Origin of the sequence: Thalassobacillus hwangdonensis (assembly GCF_042675915.1) — a bacterium.
Lineage (GTDB): Bacteria > Bacillota > Bacilli > Bacillales > Halobacillaceae > Thalassobacillus_A > Thalassobacillus_A hwangdonensis.
On the sequence record NZ_JBHTKL010000001.1, the window covers coordinates 723,028 to 745,045 of the forward strand.

Annotated in this window: 16 protein-coding genes; 15 read left to right on the forward strand and 1 reads right to left on the reverse strand. The window is 45.0% G+C overall.

Annotation, left to right across the window (positions count from 1 at the left end):
- Nucleotides 1–47 precede the first annotated feature (47 nt).
- From ACFQ2J_RS03820 to ACFQ2J_RS03880, 13 genes are all read left to right on the forward strand, one after another.
- Nucleotides 48–1,112 carry an ABC transporter ATP-binding protein gene (locus ACFQ2J_RS03820; protein ID WP_386056729.1) on the forward strand — a complete coding sequence of 355 codons (1,065 nt, stop codon included), beginning with the start codon at nucleotides 48–50 and terminating at the stop codon, nucleotides 1,110–1,112.
- Nucleotides 1,112–2,635: an ABC transporter permease/substrate-binding protein gene (locus ACFQ2J_RS03825; protein WP_386056731.1), complete on the forward strand. Its 1,524-nt coding sequence runs from the start codon at nucleotides 1,112–1,114 to the stop codon at nucleotides 2,633–2,635. Before ACFQ2J_RS03820 ends, ACFQ2J_RS03825 begins: the two co-directional genes overlap by 1 nt.
- Nucleotides 2,636–2,651: 16 nt before the next feature.
- Nucleotides 2,652–3,068, forward strand: a complete 417-nt coding sequence (locus ACFQ2J_RS03830) for a CoA-binding protein (protein ID WP_386056732.1) — start codon at nucleotides 2,652–2,654, stop codon at nucleotides 3,066–3,068.
- A 159-nt stretch (nucleotides 3,069–3,227) separates the two neighbouring features.
- A complete protein-coding gene (gene parE, locus ACFQ2J_RS03835; RefSeq protein ID WP_386056733.1) occupies nucleotides 3,228–5,225 on the forward strand; it encodes a DNA topoisomerase IV subunit B in 1,998 nt (665 codons plus the stop codon).
- A 14-nt stretch (nucleotides 5,226–5,239) separates the two neighbouring features.
- The gene (parC, locus tag ACFQ2J_RS03840; protein ID WP_386056735.1) at nucleotides 5,240–7,690 is read left to right on the forward strand and encodes a DNA topoisomerase IV subunit A; all 2,451 of its coding nucleotides are present in this window, start codon (nucleotides 5,240–5,242) and stop codon (nucleotides 7,688–7,690) included.
- 417 nt (nucleotides 7,691–8,107) lie between these two features.
- Nucleotides 8,108–8,743 carry a TetR/AcrR family transcriptional regulator gene (locus ACFQ2J_RS03845; RefSeq protein WP_386056737.1) on the forward strand — a complete coding sequence of 212 codons (636 nt, stop codon included), beginning with the start codon at nucleotides 8,108–8,110 and terminating at the stop codon, nucleotides 8,741–8,743.
- A gap of 85 nt (nucleotides 8,744–8,828) precedes the next feature.
- The gene (locus ACFQ2J_RS03850) at nucleotides 8,829–9,971 is read left to right on the forward strand and encodes an acyl-CoA dehydrogenase (RefSeq protein WP_386056739.1); all 1,143 of its coding nucleotides are present in this window, start codon (nucleotides 8,829–8,831) and stop codon (nucleotides 9,969–9,971) included.
- A gap of 36 nt (nucleotides 9,972–10,007) precedes the next feature.
- Nucleotides 10,008–11,648 (forward strand): AMP-binding protein, encoded by a 1,641-nt coding sequence (locus ACFQ2J_RS03855; protein ID WP_386056741.1) that lies wholly within the window; start codon nucleotides 10,008–10,010, stop codon nucleotides 11,646–11,648.
- Nucleotides 11,649–11,665: 17 nt separating this feature from the next.
- On the forward strand, nucleotides 11,666–13,021 hold the full coding sequence (locus ACFQ2J_RS03860; protein ID WP_386056743.1) for an acetyl-CoA carboxylase biotin carboxylase subunit: 1,356 nt from the start codon (nucleotides 11,666–11,668) through the stop codon (nucleotides 13,019–13,021).
- A 12-nt stretch (nucleotides 13,022–13,033) separates the two neighbouring features.
- Nucleotides 13,034–13,246, forward strand: coding sequence for an acetyl-CoA carboxylase biotin carboxyl carrier protein subunit (locus ACFQ2J_RS03865; RefSeq protein WP_386056745.1), 213 nt, complete (start codon nucleotides 13,034–13,036; stop codon nucleotides 13,244–13,246).
- Between the two features lie 14 nt (nucleotides 13,247–13,260).
- On the forward strand, nucleotides 13,261–14,166 hold the full coding sequence (locus ACFQ2J_RS03870; protein WP_386056747.1) for a hydroxymethylglutaryl-CoA lyase: 906 nt from the start codon (nucleotides 13,261–13,263) through the stop codon (nucleotides 14,164–14,166).
- Between the two features lie 96 nt (nucleotides 14,167–14,262).
- Nucleotides 14,263–15,792 (forward strand): acyl-CoA carboxylase subunit beta, encoded by a 1,530-nt coding sequence (locus ACFQ2J_RS03875; RefSeq protein ID WP_386056748.1) that lies wholly within the window; start codon nucleotides 14,263–14,265, stop codon nucleotides 15,790–15,792.
- A gap of 465 nt (nucleotides 15,793–16,257) precedes the next feature.
- Nucleotides 16,258–16,893 carry a hypothetical protein gene (locus ACFQ2J_RS03880; protein ID WP_386056750.1) on the forward strand — a complete coding sequence of 212 codons (636 nt, stop codon included), beginning with the start codon at nucleotides 16,258–16,260 and terminating at the stop codon, nucleotides 16,891–16,893.
- Nucleotides 16,894–17,459: 566 nt separating this feature from the next.
- Here the strand turns inward: ACFQ2J_RS03880 and ACFQ2J_RS03885 are convergent.
- Nucleotides 17,460–19,418, reverse strand: coding sequence for an AMP-binding protein (locus ACFQ2J_RS03885; RefSeq protein WP_386056752.1), 1,959 nt, complete (start codon nucleotides 19,416–19,418; stop codon nucleotides 17,460–17,462).
- Between the two features lie 220 nt (nucleotides 19,419–19,638).
- Between ACFQ2J_RS03885 and ACFQ2J_RS03890 the strand changes: the two genes are divergently transcribed.
- Both ACFQ2J_RS03890 and ACFQ2J_RS03895 read left to right on the forward strand, forming a co-directional pair.
- On the forward strand, nucleotides 19,639–20,787 hold the full coding sequence (locus tag ACFQ2J_RS03890) for an NAD-dependent epimerase/dehydratase family protein (protein ID WP_386056754.1): 1,149 nt from the start codon (nucleotides 19,639–19,641) through the stop codon (nucleotides 20,785–20,787).
- 12 nt (nucleotides 20,788–20,799) lie between these two features.
- Entirely contained in the window at nucleotides 20,800–21,957 is a 1,158-nt protein-coding gene (locus tag ACFQ2J_RS03895) for a glycosyltransferase family 4 protein (RefSeq protein ID WP_386056756.1), read from the forward strand.
- Nucleotides 21,958–22,018: the final 61 nt, after the last annotated feature.

Here is a 22,018-nt window from a genome sequence, read left to right on the forward strand (position 1 = left end):
ATGAATGGGAATAGTATAGGTGATGTGATGAAAAAGGGGGAATGGTGATGATTGAATTCAAGAATGTGACGAAAACCTATCCGGACGGGACAACGGCGATCAAGGACATGGACCTTTCTGTAAAAGAAGGCGAACTGCTCGCATTAATCGGCCCTAGTGGATGTGGGAAGACGACGACGATGAAAATGATCAATCGTCTGATCGAGCCGACTTCAGGGACCATCTTGATACATAACAAGAAGATCAGTGAGTACAAGATTAATGAATTGAGATGGAACATCGGGTACGTATTACAGCAGATAGCGTTATTTCCACATATGACAATCGAGGAGAATATATCGGTTGTCCCCGAAATGAAAAAGTGGAAGAAGAAAGACCTTTCCAAAAGAATTGATGAACTGATGGACATGGTAGGCCTTGATCCGGAGACGTACCGTAAACGGAAGCCGAGTGAACTCTCGGGCGGACAGCAGCAACGCGTAGGTGTTATCCGGGCTTTGGCTGCAGATCCTGATATCATTCTGATGGATGAGCCATTCAGTGCACTTGATCCGATCAGTCGGGAGCAATTGCAGACGGACATCCGTGAATTACAACAGAAAATCAGGAAGACGATCGTGTTCGTCACCCATGATATGGATGAAGCACTGGCATTGGGAGATCGTGTGTGTCTGATGAAAGAAGGCGAAGTCGTGCAACTGGATACGCCTCAGAATCTGATCATGCAACCGAAAAATGCATTCGTGAAGGATTTCATCGGGGAGAGGAAGTCTCCTTGGCAGACAGCAGTTGATGTAATGGTCGATGCTTCGGCAAGCAGGATCATTTCCCAAAAACAATATAGTGAAGGTGATTTCCCGAAACTTGGTGTTTACAGCATCAAAGGAGAAGATGGCTCCTACCAAGGATCAATCAAAGACGGAGCAGCCATTGAACTTCCCGTACTGGAAAACAGCATGACATTGAAGAAAGCAGCAGACACCTTCGAGCATTCTGATGAGTCAGTACTTCCGGTCGTCAAAGGAAATCAGCTCGTTGGTACACTATCTTATAGAGACATCGTAGTTTATCTGAAAAGCAAAGTCTCTACAGATAACGGGGTGGTGCAGTGATGGGAGACTTCTGGAATGTACTTGAACAAAGGCAGGATGTATTATTCGAAAAAATATGGGAGCATCTGCAGATTTCCATCATTGCACTCGTAATTGCAGCATTGATTTCCGTACCGTTAGGACTTCTATTGACGAGATACCAGCGGACGGCAGAGCCGATCATCGGTGTAACAGCAATATTACAGACGATTCCAAGCCTTGCTGTCCTCGCATTTCTGATTCCATTCTTCGGAATTGGACAATTGCCGGCGATCATAGCGTTGACAGCTTATGGTCTTTTGCCGATTTTGAGAAATACGTACACAGGGATCAAGGAAGTCGACCCTGCATTGAAAGAGGCAGCTACAGGAATGGGTATGAGTTCATTCCGTCGCTTGTCCAAAATCGAACTTCCATTGGCAATGCCGGTCATCATGGCGGGAATCCGTACCTCTATGGTACTGATTGTCGGAACGACGACGATCGCTGCATTGATCGGAGCAGGCGGACTAGGAGATCTGATCCTTCTCGGGCTCGATCGTGGTGGCGACGTGAATTTGATTTTACTTGGAGCGATTCCCGCAGCGCTACTTGCAATTATCCTTGATCTGATCCTGCGCATGTTCGAACGGACTTCAGCTAAATCAGGCTTCCGTTCTCTTGTGTCCTTACTGGTCATCGCAGCATTGATTGCAGTTGGACCGCTTGCATTCGGAGGCGGCAAAAAAGCAGATTTGACAATTGGAGCAAAGCTTAATGCAGAGCCGACCATTTTGATCAATATGTATAAGCTTCTGATTGAAGAGGAGTCGGATTTAACTGTAGATTTGATTCCGAATCTCGGTAAGACAGATGTCGTGTTTACTGCTCTACAGGAAGGGGATATCGATATTTATCCTGAATTTACAGGAACCGTCCTTTTCCAGCTACTTGAAGAAGAACCAGAAAGCTATGAAGCAGAAGCGGTTTATCAACAGGCGAAAGAAGGCGTCGCAGAAATGTATGACATGGCATATTTGAAGCCGATGCAATACAACAATACTTATGCGGTCGCTGTCAAAAAAGAATTCGCTGGAAATAATGACTTGAAAACGATTGGTGATCTAAGGAAGATTCAGGATCGGATTACAGCTGGTTTTACCCTGGAATTCAGTGATCGTCAGGATGGTTACCTCGGTATGCAGGAGTTGTACAACGTAGAATTTGCAAATGTGAAGACGATGGACCCTGGCCTCAGACAAGGAGCCATCAGGAACGATGAAGTCCAGGTCATCGATGCCTATTCGACGGACAGCTACATGATCGAAGAAAATCTTACTGTGCTTGAGGATCCTGAGAATCTGTTCCCGCCATATCAAGGTGCTCCGTTATTACGAAAGGAAACGTTGGATAAGTATCCGGAACTTCAGGAGATTTTGAATCAGCTCGCCGGAAAAATCACGGATGAACAGATGCAGGAAATGAACTATGAAGTCGACTATAACGACGCAGATCCAGAAGATGTAGCGCGTGAATTTTTACAAGAAGAAGGTCTGCTTGAATAATGAAGGAGGGAGAAAAATGGCGTATCAGAATCCAGATCAGGATACGATCAGACGTGTGCTTGAGGAGTCTAAGACAATTGCAGTTGTAGGGTTATCCGATAAAGCCCACCGGACTTCCTATCAGATTTCCAAAGTCATGCAGGAAGCAGGATACCGCATCATTCCGGTGAATCCGAACGTGGACGAAGTACTTGGGGAGAAGTCCTATCCGAATCTAAAAGCGATTGATGAGCCGATTGATCTCATCAATGTGTTCAGACGCTCGGAATTCTTACCTGAAATCGCACGGGAAGCAGCTGAAACAGACGCTGATATCTTCTGGGCGCAGCAGGGTGTCGAAAATGAGGAAGCTGCCAAGTTTCTGAAGGAACGGGATTTCACCGTTATCATGGATATGTGCATAAAAGTCGCACATGCGGTATTATTAAGATAGAGCAAAGTTGAAAAATGACGAAACAATTAGAAAAATCCCTGTTATGGCAGGGATTTTTTCTGGTTTGTGGAAAAAGAATAGTTGCGTATTAGTTCAAAAAAGCTAAAATAGAACAAGCGGTTCATTTCAAGTACGTTTACATATCAGAACGCTTGTTCTATGATTAGAGAAAGAAGCACCATACGAGAAAGGGGTCGACAAAAGTTGGTCAAACAAACGCAAACATACTCAGATGATTCCATACAGGTATTAGAGGGGTTGGAAGCAGTACGCAAGCGCCCGGGGATGTATATCGGCAGTACCGATCACCGGGGACTGCACCATCTCGTCTACGAAATAGTCGATAATGCAGTAGATGAAGCTTTGGCCGGCTTCGGAGAGCGGATCGTCGTCAGTCTTCATCCGGACGGAAGTGTTTCTGTCAAAGATGAGGGCCGCGGCATGCCGACCGGAATGCATAAAATGGGCAAGCCCACACCGGAAGTGATTCTCACAGTCCTCCATGCTGGGGGTAAATTCGGACAAGGCGGATACAAGACGAGCGGTGGTTTGCATGGTGTAGGTGCGTCGGTTGTCAATGCCCTGTCAGAATGGCTCGAAGTCACGATTCACCGTGATGGACAGACCTACTACCAGCGCTTTGAAAAAGGCGGAGTACCAGTCACTTCACTGGAGAAGAAAGGGAACACTAGAAAAACTGGTACGACCATCCGGTTCAAACCGGACCCGTCGATGTTCACGACAACCACATACAATTTCGAGACGCTTTCCGAGCGTCTCCGTGAAGCGGCATTCCTTTTGAAAGGTGTAGAAATACAGCTGCATGATCTTAAAAATGACCAGGAAGAAAGCTACCGCTTTGATGATGGTCTCGAAGCTTTCGTCCGTTATTTGAATGAGGATAAAGAAGTCCTGCATGATGTCGTCGCTTTTGAAGGTGAACACCAGGGAATCGAAATCGATTTCGCTTTCCAGTTCAATGACGGGTTCGCAGAAAGCATCCTTTCCTTCGTCAATAATGTCCGTACCAAGGACGGAGGTACACATGAATCCGGCGCTAAAACAGCGATTACAAGAATTTTCAACGAGCATGCAAGAAGGACCGGGCTATTGAAAGAGAAAGATAAGAACCTTGAAGGAAATGACATCCGTGAAGGTTTCACAGCGATTGTCGCTGCCCGCATCCCTGAAGAATTGCTTCAGTTTGAAGGTCAGACGAAGAGCAAGCTGGGTACATCGGAAGCGCGCTCTGCAGTCGATGCGATCGTTTCCGAGAAGCTGTCCTATTTCCTTGAAGAAAACCCGGATATAGCTTCATCACTGATCCGTAAAGGGATCAAAGCGAAGGAAGCACGTGAAGCAGCCAGAAAAGCAAGGGAAGACGCACGATCTGGTAAGAAGCGTAAACGGAAGGATACGATGCTCAGCGGGAAACTTACCCCTGCACAATCGAGAAACCCGAAAAAGAATGAACTGTACCTGGTTGAGGGAGATTCTGCGGGAGGGTCAGCGAAACAGGGCCGTGACCGGAAATTCCAGGCAGTCCTGCCGCTAAGAGGTAAAGTCATCAATACAGAAAAAGCGAAAATTGCCGATATCTTCAAAAACGAAGAAATCTCCACGATCATCCATACGATCGGGGCAGGAGTAGGTGGTGACTTCAATCTGGAAGACTGTAATTACGACAAAATCGTGATCATGACCGATGCGGATACCGATGGTGCACATATCCAGGTGCTATTGCTTACCTTCTTCTACCGCTATATGCGGCCGCTTGTCGAAGCAGGTAAAGTATTCATCGCTCTTCCTCCGCTCTATAAAGTTTCCAAAGGGAAAGGCAAAAAAGAGCAGGTCGAGTACTCATGGGATGAAGATGGCATGAAGAAATCAGTGAATAAGTTCAAGAATGGATACATGATCCAGCGATATAAAGGTCTTGGGGAAATGAACGCAGACCAGTTATGGGAAACGACGATGAATCCGGAAACCCGTACACTGATCCGGGTTACGATCGATGATTTGGCAAGAGCAGAGCGGCGAGTGACCACTCTGATGGGTGACAAGGTTGAGCCAAGAAGAAAATGGATTGAATCCCACGTCGCTTTCGGATTAGAAGACGAAGCCAACATTCTGGAAAACGATAAAATTCAAGCTTAGAGGGGGATTTTCTTTTGGCTGAGACAGAGAAGTTTTTAGACTTACCACTCGAAGAGGTCATCGGTGACCGCTTCGGAAGATACAGTAAATATATTATCCAGGAACGCGCCCTCCCAGATGCAAGGGATGGCCTGAAACCTGTACAACGTAGGATCCTGTATGCAATGCATCAGGAAAAGAATACACATGATAAGAATTTCCGTAAATCGGCAAAGACCGTCGGTACAGTAATCGGTAATTTCCACCCGCACGGGGATACATCCGTCTATGATGCAATGGTGCGCCTCAGTCAGGGCTGGAAAGTGCGGAAGAACCTTGTCGAAATGCACGGAAACAACGGTAGCGTCGACGGGGATCCACCAGCAGCGATGCGTTATACAGAGGCACGATTGTCGAGTATTTCATCAGAGTTATTGCGTGATATCGAAAAGGAAACCGTCGATTTCATCCCGAACTTCGATGATACGATCTACGAGCCTGTCGTGTTACCAGCAAAATTCCCGAACCTGCTCGTAAATGGATCAACAGGTATTTCAGCAGGCTATGCGACAGACATCCCGCCTCATAATATCGGTGAAGTGATCGATGCTGTCATCAAAAAAATCGAAAAGCCTACTGCTACAGTCGATGAACTGATGCAGCACATCAAAGGACCTGACTTCCCGACAGGGGGAATCATACAGGGGCTGGATGGAATCAAAAAAGCATATGAGACTGGTAAAGGGAAAGTGATCCTTAGGGGACGGGCCGAAATTGAATCGCTTCGCGGCAGCAAACAGCAGATCGTGATCGACGAAATCCCTTATGAAGTGAATAAGGCGAACCTCGTCAAGAAAATGGATGAGCTTCGAATCGACCGGAAAGTGGAAGGGATTGCCGAGGTGCGTGATGAAACGGACCGTACCGGTCTTCGAATCGTCGTCGAACTGAAAAAAGATGCCAATAGTGAAGGTGTTTTGAATTACCTTTATAAAAACACCGACCTGCAGGTGACGTATCACTTCAACATGGTAGCGATCAAAGATAAGACGCCTACGCTTTTGAATTTGCATCAGATCATGGATGCTTACATTTCGCACCAGAAGGAAGTCGTTACACGTCAGTCCAAGTACGACTTGAAGAAAGCTCGAGCTAGGGCACATATCGTAGAAGGTTTGATCAAAGCGATTTCCATCCTCGATGAAGTGATTGCGACCATCCGTGCTTCGAAAGATAAGCAGGATGCGAAAAACCGTCTGATCGCTTCTTATGATTTTACGGAAGAACAAGCAGAGGCGATTGTTACGTTGCAGCTTTACCGCTTGACGAATACGGATATTACATCGCTTGAAAAAGAAGCGGATGAACTACGGAAGCGTATCGCTTACCTTGAGGACATCCTTGGCAATGAAATGAAGCTTTTGAAAGTCATCAAAGACGACTTGAAAAAGATGAAAAAGCAGTACAATGATGACCGCCGTACGAAAATTGAAGATGAAATCGAAGAGCTTAAAATCAATCTTGAAGTGACCGTGGCCAGCGAAGACATCGTCGTAACCGTCACAAGAGATGGCTATGTGAAACGGACGAGTCTACGTTCTTATGCAGCCTCGAATGGAAAAGATTTTGCGATCAAAGATGGCGATCATCTGTTGAGGCTATATGAGATCAATACGACCGATAAACTGCTTCTGTTTACGAATAAAGGGAATTACATCTATCTTCCGGTTCACGAAATGCCGGATATACGTTGGAAGGATCTTGGTCAGCACTTGGCGAATCTGGTTCCAATCGACAAAGATGAAAAGCTTGTGGAAGCTTATCCGGTCCGGGACTTCAAAACCGATGAATATCTGCTCTTCTTTACGAAAAACGGCATGGTCAAGAAAAGTGAATTGTCTCTATATGAAGCACAACGTTACTCCAAACCGCTCGTGGCTGTTAAGCTTAAGGGCGATGATGAAGTGACGAATGTGTTTATAACGAAAGGACACTCTGACATTTTCCTAGCGTCCAATACAGGATATGGCTTGTGGTACCACGAAAGTGAAGTGAATGCTGTCGGACAACGTGCAGCGGGAGTAAAAGCGATGACACTGAAGGATGGAGAACATGTTGTAGGCGGACAGGTTTTCGATGACCTATCCGACCCATCAATTGTAATCATCACCCATCGTGGCGCTGTCAAACGGATGCGGTTGAAAGAGTTTGAACAGACGTCCCGGGCGAAACGTGGTGTCGTCATGCTGCGAGAATTGAAATCGAACCCACACCGACTGATCAATATGCACCTGACCGAATCAGGCCAGGAAGTAGTGATCATGACGGAAAAAGAGACGACAGAAACGATCAACCCGATGGACTATAAGGCGAACGATCGCTATAGCAATGGTTCCTACGTGGTCGATACGGATCAGAGCGGAACTGTCATCGAGTCGTGGATCCAACCTGTCTATGAAAAACCATATACCGAAGAAGAAAATTAGATTTTATGTAACGCCCAGATTCTTATCTGGGCGTTTTTTTGTTGGCTCTCATAATGCGATTTTGAGGATACTTTAGGGTCCTTGACGAATAAGTAGAAAGCGTGGCGGGGAAACTACTCGCTTTCCTGAGGGGATGACGGCAAGCCTCCTCAGGCTTCGCCTTGTGGGGTCTTGCCAGTCATTCCATTCCCTCGGGAGTCTCGCAGTTTCCCCGACACCTTTGTAGATGTGGTGAAAACTCTGGCCCTACATGATTTTAAAAAATAAAGTCCAGGTAACGAACACGCTCAAGGAACTTTTCTTTTAATAGGAGGATCCGGAATCCACGACAAAAATCGTTTGTATTTTCAGAATACTGTGATAAAATAATCTCTGAACAGCAATTGTATGTCATGTTTCACAGAAAGGGGATGGTGTATGTCTCAGCTAAGGGAGAACATCATCAGAACATCACTCGATCTTTTTGAAAAACACGGGTTCCACGGAGTGACCGTCAATCAGATCGTAGCGGAATCGAACACATCCAAGGGTGGATTCTATCATCATTTCCACTCGAAAGATGAGTTGCTCTTTGTCATTCACGACACCTTCATTACATATGTATTGAAAGAAGCGAAAGCAGCCAACGAAATTCATCAGACGCCCACCAAGAAAATTCAATCCATCATCAAAGCATTCGTCAGAGTATTCGACCTCTATAAAGCCCACATTTCAGTATTCTATCAGGAAAGCATATATTTGAAGCCTGAATATGAAGAGCAGATCAAGCGTAAGCGAGATGAATTCAAGTTCATGATTTTTCGAGTACTGGAAGAAGGACAGCAGACCGGACATTTCAGAAAGGAATTGCCGACTGAAATTACTGGTATGGCAATCCTCGGTATGGTCAACTGGATTTATAAATGGTACCGGAAAGACGGTGTGAACAGTATCGAAGAAATTGCAGATGTTTATGTAGACCTCATTCTACATGCGATTTTACCTAAGGAGCACGGACAGTCCCAGGACTTTGCTTCACTGTTACTGGATCGGCCTTTTTTTTACGAATCATAGGAAACCGCTTACATTTATTTTTTTGGCTTGGACAGACCAACCAGTCGGTCTTTTATGAAAGGCTGGATAATTAGGAGGATGCGGAATGAATTTAGAACTGACGAAAGAACAGGAAATGATCAGGAAAATGGTGCGTGATTTTGCAGAAGACGTTATTAAACCTCGTGCAATCGACATCGATGTAAATGCTGCCTTTCCAGAAGATATATTCAAGGAGATGGGGAAACTCGGGATGCTGGGCATTCCTTTCCCTGAAGAATATGGCGGATCTGGAGGGGATACGGTCTCATACGCGCTGGCTGTCGAGGAAATCGGACGGGTGTGTGGATCGACAGGGCTGAGCTTTGCTGCAGCCGTTTCCCTCGGTTCAAGCCCGATCTATTATTTCGGAACGGAAGAACAGAAGCAGGAGTATCTCGTTCCGCTTGCAAAAGGTGAAGGGCTCGCTTCCTTCGGACTGACCGAACCGAATGCAGGATCAGATGCAGGAGGGACACAGACGAAAGCCGTGCTTGATGGAGATCATTATGTGATCAACGGAGAGAAGTGTTGGATTACCAATGCAGAATATGCAAGATCGATCACAGTCACAGCTGTTTCCGGTAAGCGTGAGGATGGTAAGAATATCATCTCAGCATTCATCGTCCCGAAAGATACGCCTGGTCTTAAAATAACCAGCAACTACGACAAGATGGGTGTCCGCGGTTCGAACACTTCCGAAATCATTTTGGAGGATGTGAGGGTACCGAAGGAGAATATTTTAGGTGACCCGAAAAAAGGTTTCAGCCAATTCTTATATACGCTCGATGGCGGCAGGATTTCCATCGGTGCTCTCGGAGTCGGCATCGCACAAGCTTCTTTGGATAAAGCACTCGCTTATGCAAAAGAACGTAAGCAGTTCGGGCAACCGATCTCCAACTTCCAGGCTATCCAGTTCAAGCTTGCAGATATGGCGATGGAAGTGGAACTTGCCAGGGATATCGTCCTGAAGTCTGCATGGTTGAAGGATCAAGGTAAACCTTTCACGAAAGAATCAGCATATGCGAAATTGTTCGCGTCTGAAACGGCCTTCCGTTCTGCCAATCAGGCAATCCAGATCCATGGTGGTTATGGCTACATGCGCGAATATGAAGTAGAGCGCTATTTACGTGATGCGAAATTGCTCGAAATCGGTGAAGGTACATCAGAAATCCAGCGTCTTGTCATTGCCCGTCAGCTTGGTTGCTGATGGAACTGAAATACCACTATATCGAGGAGGTACCAGATGACCCTTTTGAAAGCTACTGTCGGTGAATTGTTGGAGGAGAAAGTCAACGCACACCCGGATCATGAGGCATTCGTATATCCAGAGTTGAACTTGAGGAAGACTTACAGAGAATTTGACGACCTTGTCAATCAGGCAGCTAAAGGTTTAATGTCACTTGGAATTGAAAAAGGTGAGCACGTTGCAATTTGGGCTGACAACAAACCGGAATGGCTCATATCCCAGTTCGCAACCGGAAAAATGGGTGCGGTACTTGTCACCGTGAATACGAACTACCGTGCACAGGAATTAGAGTATCTTCTGAAACAATCCGATGCAACGACACTGATTCTTACGGAGAAATTCAGAGATGCATCGTATATGGATATTCTTAAGGAAGTTTGTCCGGAGCTTGAGCATTCGCAAAAGGGAGAGGTGGATTGTGACCGTCTGCCGCATTTGAAGAACATCATCGTCCTCAGTGACCGACAGCATAACGGCTGTTATAGCTGGAACGATGTCATGGAAAAAGGAAAGGATATTTCCAATGAAGCACTCCAGCAACGGAAAACATCTCTCTCCTCTGAAGATGTCATCAATATGCAATATACATCAGGTACGACAGGTTTCCCTAAAGGTGTCATGCTGTCCCATTACAACATCGTCAATAATGGAGACAAAGTGGCCGATTGTATGAAACTGACCAAAGATGACCGCCTCTGCATCCCAGTTCCGTTCTTCCACTGCTTCGGTTGTGTTCTCGGGACGATGGCTGCCGTATCCAAAGGGGCGACGATGGTGATTCTCGAACAATTCCATCCTGCTAAAGTCCTCAAAGCAGTACAGGATGAAAATTGTACAGGACTCCACGGGGTACCAACGATGTTCATTGCAGAACTGAATGACCCATCTTTTAAAGAGTTCAAGTCTACGAAGCTTCGAACCGGGATCATGGCCGGTTCTACCTGCCCGATGGAAGTGATGAAGGATGTCATCAATAAAATGGGAGCTTCCGAGATTACCATTGCTTATGGCCAGACGGAGTCTTCCCCTGTTATCACCCAGACGAAGACGGATGATCCGATCGAACGTCGGGTCGGGAGTGTCGGCAGATCCCATGACGATGTGGAAGTGAAAATCGTCAATCCTGCTACAGGAGAAGAACTTGACCCAGGTAACCCTGGTGAACTGTGCACGAGAGGCTATCTCGTTATGGCAGGTTATTACAAGAATCCAGAAGCCACCCAAACTGCAGTTGACGAAGATGGCTGGCTTCATACCGGTGACATCGCGGTGATGGATGAAGAAGGGTATGTAGAGATTACCGGAAGGATCAAAGATATGATCATCCGGGGAGGAGAAAATGTCTATCCGCGCGAAATTGAAGAATTCCTATATCAGCACCCGGATGTCCTTGATGTGCAGGTGATCGGTGTCCCGGATAAGAAGTATGGGGAGGAAATCATGGCGTGGATCATCCCGAAGGAAGGCACCTCTCCGACGCAAGAAGACATCCGTTCGTTCAGTGAAGGGAAAATTTCAAAACATAAAATACCGAGATACATCCAGTTCACCGATGAGTATCCGATGACTGCAAGCGGAAAAATTCAGAAATTCAAGCTTCGCGAAGATGCACTGGATGTTCTGCAAACCAATCAATAACCGAGGAGGGATTACTTGTGTTCAACAAAATTTTGATCGCTAACCGTGGAGAAATCGCTGCACGCGTCATTCGTACATGTAAGCGGATGAACATTCATACAGTCGCTGTCTATTCTGAGGCGGACCAGAACGCGCCTTTTGTCGAGCAGGCGGATGAAAGCTACCTGATCGGTAAACCGAGGGTGAATGAATCCTATTTGAATATCGAAAAGATCATCAGTGTCGCTAAGGAATGTGGCGCTGATGCCATCCACCCCGGCTACGGACTGTTAAGTGAAAATGCTTCTTTTGCAAGAGCTGTCAGGGAGGCAGGCATCACCTTTATCGGACCAGATGCAGAAGTGATGGCGAAAATGGGGGATAAAGTCGAAGCGAGAAATGAAATGAAAGCAGCAGGCGTACCGATAGTACCTGGTACAGACGGGGCCCTTGCAGATGTGGCGGAAGCGAAAGAAGTAGCAAAGGATTTCGGTTACCCGGTGATGCTTAAGGCATCAGCAGGCGGTGGGGGAATCGGCATGCAAGTGTGCAACAATGAAGCGGAGCTTGAAAAGGCATATGAAGGAAGCTCCAAACGTGCCCAGGCATTTTTCGGAGATGGCACGATGTTCTTGGAGAAGCGGATCATCAAACCAAGGCATGTTGAAATCCAGGTACTTGCGGATTCCCATGGCAATGCTGTACATCTTTTTGAACGGGAATGTTCAATTCAACGGAGACATCAGAAAGTCGTCGAGGAAGCTCCTTCTCCATTCATTTCTGAAGAAACTCGGGAAAAGATGGGGGAAACAGCATTGAAGGCTGTGCGTGCACTAGGTTACGTCAATGCGGGAACCATCGAATTTCTTGTTGATGAGAATCAGGATTTCTACTTTCTTGAAATGAATACGCGGTTGCAGGTCGAGCATCCGGTCACTGAAGAAATAACCGGACTGGACCTTGTTGAACAGCAGATTAGAGTGGCCGATGGTGAAGCGTTGACGTTCAGTCAGAAAGATTTGACGATCAACGGTCATGCTATCGAGGTCAGAATTTACGCAGAGGATCCGAATACTTTCTATCCTTCACCAGGGCAGCTGAAAAAGATGGAGCTTCCTGAAGGCGAGCGTATCCGGCATGAACTTGCAGTCAAAGGCGATTCGATGGTATCCCCTTTCTATGATCCAATGATTGCTAAACTGATCGTTTCCGGTGACTCAAGGGATCATGCAATCGAGTTAATGACAAAAGCGCTTCATCAGTACGAAATAGAAGGAATCAAATCCAACTTGACGATGCTCAAGCGTGTCATTACGCATGAGAAATTCAAAGCTGGTGAAACACAGACAGATTTTGTAGAAGAATACTATTTACCAACATTGACGAACCATTAAGGAGGAAGAACGATGACAGAAGTAAAAGCAAGCATGGCAGGAAGTGTATGGAAGATTGTAGTGGCAGAAGGTGACACCGTTACGGATGGACAGGATATCGTCATCCTTGAATCGATGAAAATGGAAATCCCGATCCCTGCTGAAGCTGGCGGAACGGTAAAAGAATTGAAAGTGAACGAAGGTGACTTCGTCAACGAAGGCGACGTCATCGCAACGATCGAATAACAGGAGCGGATTGCATGCAATTACCAGAATCAGTCACGATCAAAGAAGTTGGACCAAGGGATGGGCTTCAAAACGAAGCCTCCCTGATTTCTACGGAAGATAAAGTCGAATGGATCAATCTATTATCAGCTTCTGGCTTCAGTTATATTGAATTCAGTTCATTCGTCCACCCGAAATGGATTCCACAGCTGGCTGATGCCGTCGAGGTTGCAAAAAATATCACTCGGAATCCGGATATTACTTATGCGGCCCTCGTTCCGAATCGAAAAGGTCTGGAGCGGGCACTAGAGGTGGACGTCGATGAAGTATCCATTTTCATGTCTGCCAGTGAAGCGCACAACAAAAACAATATCAACAAATCAATTGATGACACCTATCCGGTACTAGATGAAGTAGTCAGAGATGCAAAGGCTGCCGGTAAATCGGTGAGGGGATACGTCTCCACCGTTTTCGGCTGTCCTTACGAAGGGAATGTGCAGGTCGATCAGGTCATACGGGTGTGCGACAGCCTTTTTGAAATGGGAATTGATGAGTTGTCGCTGGGTGATACGATCGGTGTTGCCAACCCTAAACAAGTCGATCAGTTTCTCGACGAAATAAAAGGACGTTTCGACTTATCAAAGTTAGCGATGCATTTCCATGATACGAGAGGAATGGCGCTTGCTAATGTACTTGTCTCTCTTCAGCATGACATAAGGACTTTTGATAGTACCGTCGGTGGACTTGGGGGATGCCCATACGCAAAAGGTGCATCAGGTAACCTTGCTACTGATGACCTCGTCCATATGCTTGACGAAATGGAAATTCGAACAGGCGTCGATGAGGAGAAATTGATCAAGGCTGCATCGTTTATTGGAAGCAAGCTTGATAAGCAGCTTCCTAGCCACCAGATGCAAATGATCCACAAAGCTGGACAGTAATGGAGTAAGTCGTGTATTCACGTGACCACAAAAGGTAGATAAAGAGACTTACATGAGGTCAGTCGATCGAGAGAATAGAAACAGGAGGGACGTAACATGTCATTGAACCAGACACTACAGGAACGCGTAGAAAAAATTGCTCAAGGCGGAGCAGAAAAATATCACGAAAAAAATGCCGAAAAAGGTAAGTTGTTTGTAAGGAAGCGGCTGGAACTGCTATTTGATGAAGGAATGGACATCGAGGATGCATTCTTTGCCAATTGCATGGATGATTCACTGCCATCAGATGGCGTCGTCACTGGAATTGGCAAAGTGAATGGTCAGAATGTATGTGTGATGGCCAACGATTCCACAGTAAAAGCTGGTTCCTGGGGTGCGCGTACAGTTGAGAAGATCATCCGTATCCAGGAAACAGCAATGAAACTTCAAGTCCCTATGCTTTATCTGGTAGATTCTGCAGGTGCTCGTATCACCGATCAGGTAGAGATGTTCCCGAACCGAAGAGGGGCAGGAAGAATCTTTCACAACCAAATCAAACTGTCCGGTCGTGTCCCGCAAATTTGTTTGCTGTTCGGACCTTCCGCAGCGGGTGGCGCCTACATACCTGCATTCTGTGATATCGTCGTGATGGTAGAAGGGAATGCTTCCATGTACCTTGGCTCACCACGAATGGCGGAAAAAGTAATCGGAGAGAAAGTGACGCTCGAAGAGATGGGTGGAGCGCGGATGCACTGCTCTGTTTCCGGTTGTGGGGATGTTTTGGCGAAAACTGAAGAAGAAGCGATCACTTTCGCGCAGAAGTATTTAGGTTATTTCCCTGCAAACTATTCAAAACCTGCTCCTGAAAGAGAAGCGAAAGCTCCTAAAGAAGCGGAAAAGACGATTTCTGAATTAATTCCTGAAAATCAGAATGCGCCATTTGATATGTATCAATTCATCGATCGATTGATTGATGAAGATTCATTCTGTGAAATCAAGAAGTTATTTGCTCCTGAACTCGTAACTGGTCTTGCTCGAATCAATGGACGTCCTGTAGGCATCATCGCCAATCAGCCTAGAGCTAAAGGTGGGGTGCTCTTCCCGGATTCAGCAGATAAAGCAGCTAAATTCATGCAGCTTTGTGATGCGTTCAATATTCCACTGCTATTCTTAGCAGACATTCCAGGCTTCATGATCGGTACAAAAGTGGAACGTGCAGGAATCATCCGTCATGGTGCGAAAATGCTGTCTGCCATGAGTGAAGCGACGGTTCCTAAGATATCAGTAGTTGTGAGAAAAGCATATGGGGCCGGGTTATATGCTATGGCAGGGCCAGCCTTCGAACCGGACTGCTGTCTAGCGCTTCCTAGTGCACAGATCGCAGTTATGGGACCAGAAGCGGCGGTCAATGCCGTCTATGCCAATAAAATTGCCCAGCTTCCGGAAGAGGAACGCCCAGCATTCATTAAGCAAAAGCATGAAGAATACCGAGAAAACATCGATATTTATCGTCTTGCTTCCGAAATGGTCATCGATGCAATCGTCCAACCGGAAGATTTACGTAAAGAATTGATCAACCGTTACGAAGCTTATACAACAAAAGATGTCGTGTTCACTGAAAGAAAGCATGGTGTTTATCCAGTATAAATAAAAATATAAAGCCCCCGCTTTAGAGTTACAGGTTCAGTACTAGGAGAGAAAATAATAAATAACACACTAAATAGGAGTACAATTCGCCCAGCGTTTAGTACTCCTATTTTTAATGATTTAAAACATTTATTAATTTTCAGCAGCTAAATTCACAATTACAATTAGCACCTTTTTAGCAAACGTACATAGATTCATGTTCAATGCGCAATTAAGGTGCTAAAACGAGTGTAAAAAAGCTATGATATTTTAAATGTGATGTGATGCTCAAAATAGTTGGCTCTATAATTCGAAAGGTTTTCTGGAATTTTATGTTAAAGTATAGAGGGAGAAACAGAGTGAACTTATTCAACTAACGGTGCAGAATAGATTAAAAAGAAGGGGAATAGAGTTTTCTAATCGAAATTCTGAAGTTGGAGAGATGTTTCAGTAGATTGTTATAACAGGTATCTTGGAGGAGAATTGATGAAACGATTAATTATGGTATTACTATTAGTTGGCGTGATTGTTGGAGGATTCATTCTAAATAGTGAGAAGGGGACACTTACCTTACACGATTCAAAAATGGCGGCTGCCATACAAACCCTCGCCCGTGATAAAGTAAGTGTGCTTCAAACGAACAAACTTGGTGACAAATCAGCCATTGCCTTCTTTAGCGTCAAAAGTGAACAATACGGAGAGATGTACGGTTTTGCATTGCTAGAGAAAAAATGGAACGGGAAGTATCGAATTCCACCCATCACAGAAAAAAACGATTGGATGGTCCAGTGGGGGGCAAATGATCTGACAGCAAGTGTCATCGAAACAGAAGATGGATTAAGTCAAATCCTATACGGAAAACGAATTAATGAGTTATACAGGAATGTACCGATTGCAAGCGTCGTGTTACAAGCACAACAATTTTCTGTCACCAATCAAAAATATGTTACATCACACATCAAAACAACCGTTTCTGTTCCAAAGGACAAAGACGCTTTCTTCATCGCTAAACCTGTCCCAAAAGACCTGTCACTACCGTACTTTAAAGGCGACAGAGCCAATCAAATCGGTGTAACATTTAAGTTATTCGATGAAAGTGGAAAAGAAATTAACGTTAGGTAAGAACTGATTTAGTTCTACTTGTGTGATCACTAAATGGAGGTAGGAAATTTAAAGTGATTTAATCTCTTGAACTAACGGGGGCTTTTCTTTGTATTTTTGCCTCATTCAATGAGTTAACTTCCAGGAGTGACAAAATAAGATGGATATCTTTCTATTTTTAGCTGTACATATAATAATCGGCGTAGCGTTGATTTATTTCATAGAGAAATTGCCAAAACCAATAACTGCTTTTTCTATTGTATTTCTAAGTATAAGCTTCTTATATTTCGGCTCAATACTGTTAAGATAAGCACACTGATCCTAATACTGAGTTTTAAACTAACGGGGGCTTTAGTTGAAGAAGGAAATTAAATATCACGTTAAGAAAACGCTCAGAATATTTTCTGAGCGTTTTAGTTTGCTATATATACTGCGAAATAGTGTTCGGAAAGAATGCTAATTATTATGTTATTGTAATTAGTATTTTTCTCTCCCGAAACTGAACCCGTTAATGTTAGTGTGGGGGCTTTATTCTTGTATAAAGTTCCTTCTTTGGAGATTACGTTAGGAGACGCCTTGTGCTTTTGTTATGAAAGGCTTTCTTGTTTTCCTAACGAACGAATCTCTTCCACCGCATGAGGGTTTTCCAGTGCACTCAAATCACCGGATTCTTTATTCAGGTAACCGGATTTGATCGCTCTTCGCATCACTTTCGCATTCCTTGTTTTCGGTAAATCGGAGACAGAATAGACTTTACTAGGCGCTAGTGCTTTGCCAAGCATATCTGTCAAATGCTGTTTAATGGAAGCCATCAGTTCATCCGATGCTTCAAACTTAGGGTTCAAAACGACGAATGCAACTGCTTCTTCTCCTTTGACTTCATGGGGAATACCGATTACTCCGGATTCCACGACTGCTTCATGTTCGACGAGGACAGATTCCACCTCGGCAGGACCAAGCCGTTTTCCTGCGACATTCAACACATCATCGGAGCGGCCGGTGATGGTGTAATAGCCTTCATCATCATGGATGACCCAATCCCCATGAACCCAGGTATCTTTGAAGCGGCTCCAGTAGGATTGCTCATATCTTTCATTTTCCTTATAGAACCCGTTAGTCATACCTACCCACGGCTGTCTGATCACTAATTCTCCGACATCATTTTGCACTGTATTTCCTTCATCATCATAGACGCTGACATCCATTCCTGGAAGCGCAGCATTGAATGTGACCGGCTGGATCGGTTTAACGAGCACGTTTCCGAAAATTCCACCTGATATTTCTGTTCCTCCAGAATAATTGAAGATCGGTACCCTCGATTTACCAGCATGTTTATATAACCATTTCCACGGTTCAGGGTTCCAAGGCTCTCCTGTAGACCCGATCATTTTGAGGGAAGATAGGTTGTGAGCCTCGATCCAAGATTCTCCGTGTTTCATGAGCGAGCGTATCAATGTAGGGGAGATGCCTAGGTGAGTTACTGTGTACTTATCTACAAGTTCCCAGACACGGTCAGGGTTCGGGTAATCCGGTGTTCCTTCAAACATTACGATGGAAGCGCCATTGACTAAGCCTCCATAGACGAGGAAAGGGCCCATCATCCATCCCATATCCGTATACCAGAACAACGTATCGTCCTTCTTTACATCCATGCAAAGACCAGCATCGAACGCAGATTTCACCGGGAATCCCGCATGGGTATGGACAGCTCCTTTAGGTCTTCCGGTGGTGCCGGATGTATAAATGAGCATGAACGGATCGTGAGCATAAGTTTCTTTCGTTGTGTAATCGCTTACATTATTAGCTACAACATCCCAATGAATATCACGATCGTTATTCCAAGCCACATCTTCTCCAGTCCGATTGACGACAATGACATGTTCGACGGATGGGGATTTATCTGCAGCTTTGTCTGCTTCTTCTTTCATCAGAAGTTTCTTTCCACGACGGTAGAACCCATCAGCTGTGATGATCGCTTTTGCTTCCGCTGCGTTAGCACGGGTCGCCACTGCATCCGCTTTATAACCTGAGAATGCAGGTGCAAGGATTGCGCCTATCTTTGAAATAGCAAGCATTGCGACCAATGTTTCAGGGAGCATTGGCATATAGATCAGGACAACATCCTTTTCTTTTACGCCTATACGTTCCAAACCATTGGCTGCAGCATTTACTTTTTCCAATAGTTCCACGAATGTATATGTAACTTCATCTCCATTGTCGCCTTCCCAATAGAGTGCAGTTCGGTTCTTGGAAGCAGGATCAGCTGCCCATTTATCTAGGGCATTATGAGCGACGTTGGTTTTTCCACCGACGAACCAGTGAGGGTATTGGATACCTTTTGATAGATCAAGTGTTTCTTCATAATTCTGATACCATTCCCACCCAAGTTCTTTCACTGCTTCATCCCAGAACCAGGAAATGTCATCAATGGACTTCTTATGAAAGTCATCATAGTTATCGAAACCGTATTTTTTCATCCATTGATATAGTCGTGTCGAGTGTTTCAATTCTTCTGAAGGTGTCCAGGCAGGTTGCAATTCAGCCACGTGTAGTTCCTCCTTTTAATGACGAGAATTTTCTGAATGTTCCTTCTACATTATACCTTATTTATGATAGGGATTAAACACATCGCATTATTGTGCAGGTTTTAACACATTCTTAACGCTAAAGTGTCAGAATATTAAGGTTTTCGTTACCATACTTTTTAAGAAGAATGTTATTCTGAATATGTAGAGAAATTAGATTGAGGTATTTAGGAGGGGAATTATGCGCATAGTAGTAGCAGGAGGAGATGGTTTCTGCGGTTGGCCGACCGCATTATACCTATCCAAACAAGGACATGAAGTTACGATTCTCGATAACCTGGCACGAAGGAAGTGGGACGATGAATTACGTTCCAATTCTGTAACGCCGATCGCTACACTGGAAGAGAGAGTAGCCAAGTGGAAAGAGCTTACGGGCAAAGAAATCCGAACATTCGTAGGAGACCTGAACCACTATGATTTTCTAAGAGAAGTGTTCAGGCAGACCGAACCGGAAGCTTTCGTCCATTTTGCTGAACAGCGTTCCGCACCTTACTCGATGATCGACCGTGAACACGCAGTATTTACTCAGGCGAATAATGTTCTCGGTAATCTGAATGTACTCTACGCTATCAAAGAACTCGCACCGGATTGTCACTTGATCAAGCTTGGGACAATGGGAGAGTACGGGACCCCGAATATCGATATTGAAGAAGGATATATAGAAATTGAACATAAAGGAAGAAAAGATCTACTGCCATATCCTAAGCAGCCAGGATCTTTTTATCACCTATCTAAAGTGCATGACAGCCATAACATCATGCTCGCATGCAAGATTTGGGGGATTCGGGCAACTGATTTGAACCAGGGTGTCGTCTATGGTTTACATACAGACGAGACGAGGATGGATCCGCTTTTGGTCAACCGTGTGGATTACGACGGGGTATTCGGAACAGCGCTCAATCGCTTCTTGATTCAGGCAGCGATCGGTCACGATCTGACTGTCTATGGATCTGGAGGACAGACGAGAGCATTCCTGAACATCCAGGATACTGTCCGTTGTATTGAAATTGCTGCCGAAAATCCAGCAGAACCAGGTGAGTTCAGAGTCTTCAACCAGTTTACCGAGTATTTCTCAGTGAAAGACTTGGCGCAGATGGTGAAGAAGGTTGCTGAAGAAGAAGGGTTGACCACTGAAATCGCACATTTAGAAAACCCACGTGTTGAAGCTGAAGAACATTACTACCACGCAGTAAATACGAAATTGAAAGACTTAGGCTTGGAACCTCATCTGCTTACAGATGAAGTGCTGAAGGATATACTCAAAGTGGCACTTGAACACAAAGACCGCGTAATCAAGGAGAATGTACTACCATCAATTTCTTGGAAGTAAGGGGCATCTGTTTTGAAAATCGCCATCATAACCGAAACATTTCTACCATCCACTGATGGAGTCGTAACTAGACTGAAAGAAGCGATCAAACATTTAATCGAAGAAGACAATGAAGTCATCGTCATTGCGCCGGATATGGGTGTGACCGAGTACGAAGGTGCGGTTGTGGAGGGTGTCAAAACGACAAAGCTGCCATTTTACCGGTATCGGGAATTTTCCTTACCACAGAAAAAAGTGAAGTACCTGTTGGAAAAATACCAGCCGGACATCGTGCATGTAGTCAATCCTGCGCTTGTGGGGGTGTCCGGTGTGTATTATGCAAATAAACTGGATTTCCCGTTACTTGCTTCCTATCATACACATGTACCGAAGTACTTGGATTTTTACCGGCTTTATCCTTTCAAGCCGCTTGTGTGGTGGTATTTCAAGAAGCTGCACAGCTTTTCTGATCTGAACCTATGTACATCGAATGCCGTCCAGAAGGAATTGACTGGGCACGGTTTTCCGAATGTACACGTATGGGACCGGGGTGTTGCAATTGAGAACTACCACCCTGATTTCAAGTCAGAGGCTATGAGGGATCGCCTGTCAGGCGGTAAACCGGAGAACAAGCTGCTCGTGTTTGTAGGCAGGCTTGCTGCGGAGAAGGAAATCCATAAGTTAAAGCCAGTACTGGAGAAACGATCGGACATATCATTGGCTTTAGTAGGAGATGGTCCAGCGAGGAAAGAGCTTGAAAAGACTTTTGAAGGTACGAATACGATATTTACAGGCTTCCTGCATGATAAAGAGCTGTCTGAAGCGTTCGCCTCTGGAGATGCATTCATCTTTCCATCTGTCACAGAAACACTTGGGCTGGTGATATTAGAGGCTATGGCGTCAGGACTTCCTGTCATTGCTGCAAAGAGCGGACCGACGATGGAACAGGTGGAGGATGGCAGGACAGGCATTCTGTATGAAAATGAAAATACCGAGAGTCTCATCCAGGCGATTGAAAAGCTGGAAGATGAAAATTACTATCGATCGCTTTGTAAAAATGCAAGGAAAGAAGCAGAGAAATTCAGCTGGAAACGTCCATCTGAACAAATTCTAGAATATTATGAACAAACGCTGAAAGCCTATCAGAACAAACAGGTAAAAGCTCAAAAGAAGATGAAAGTCACAGAGTGAACGCACTCTGTGACTTTTTTAATGGAAGTCTTCCAATTTAGTTCCTATTCATACTTAGTAG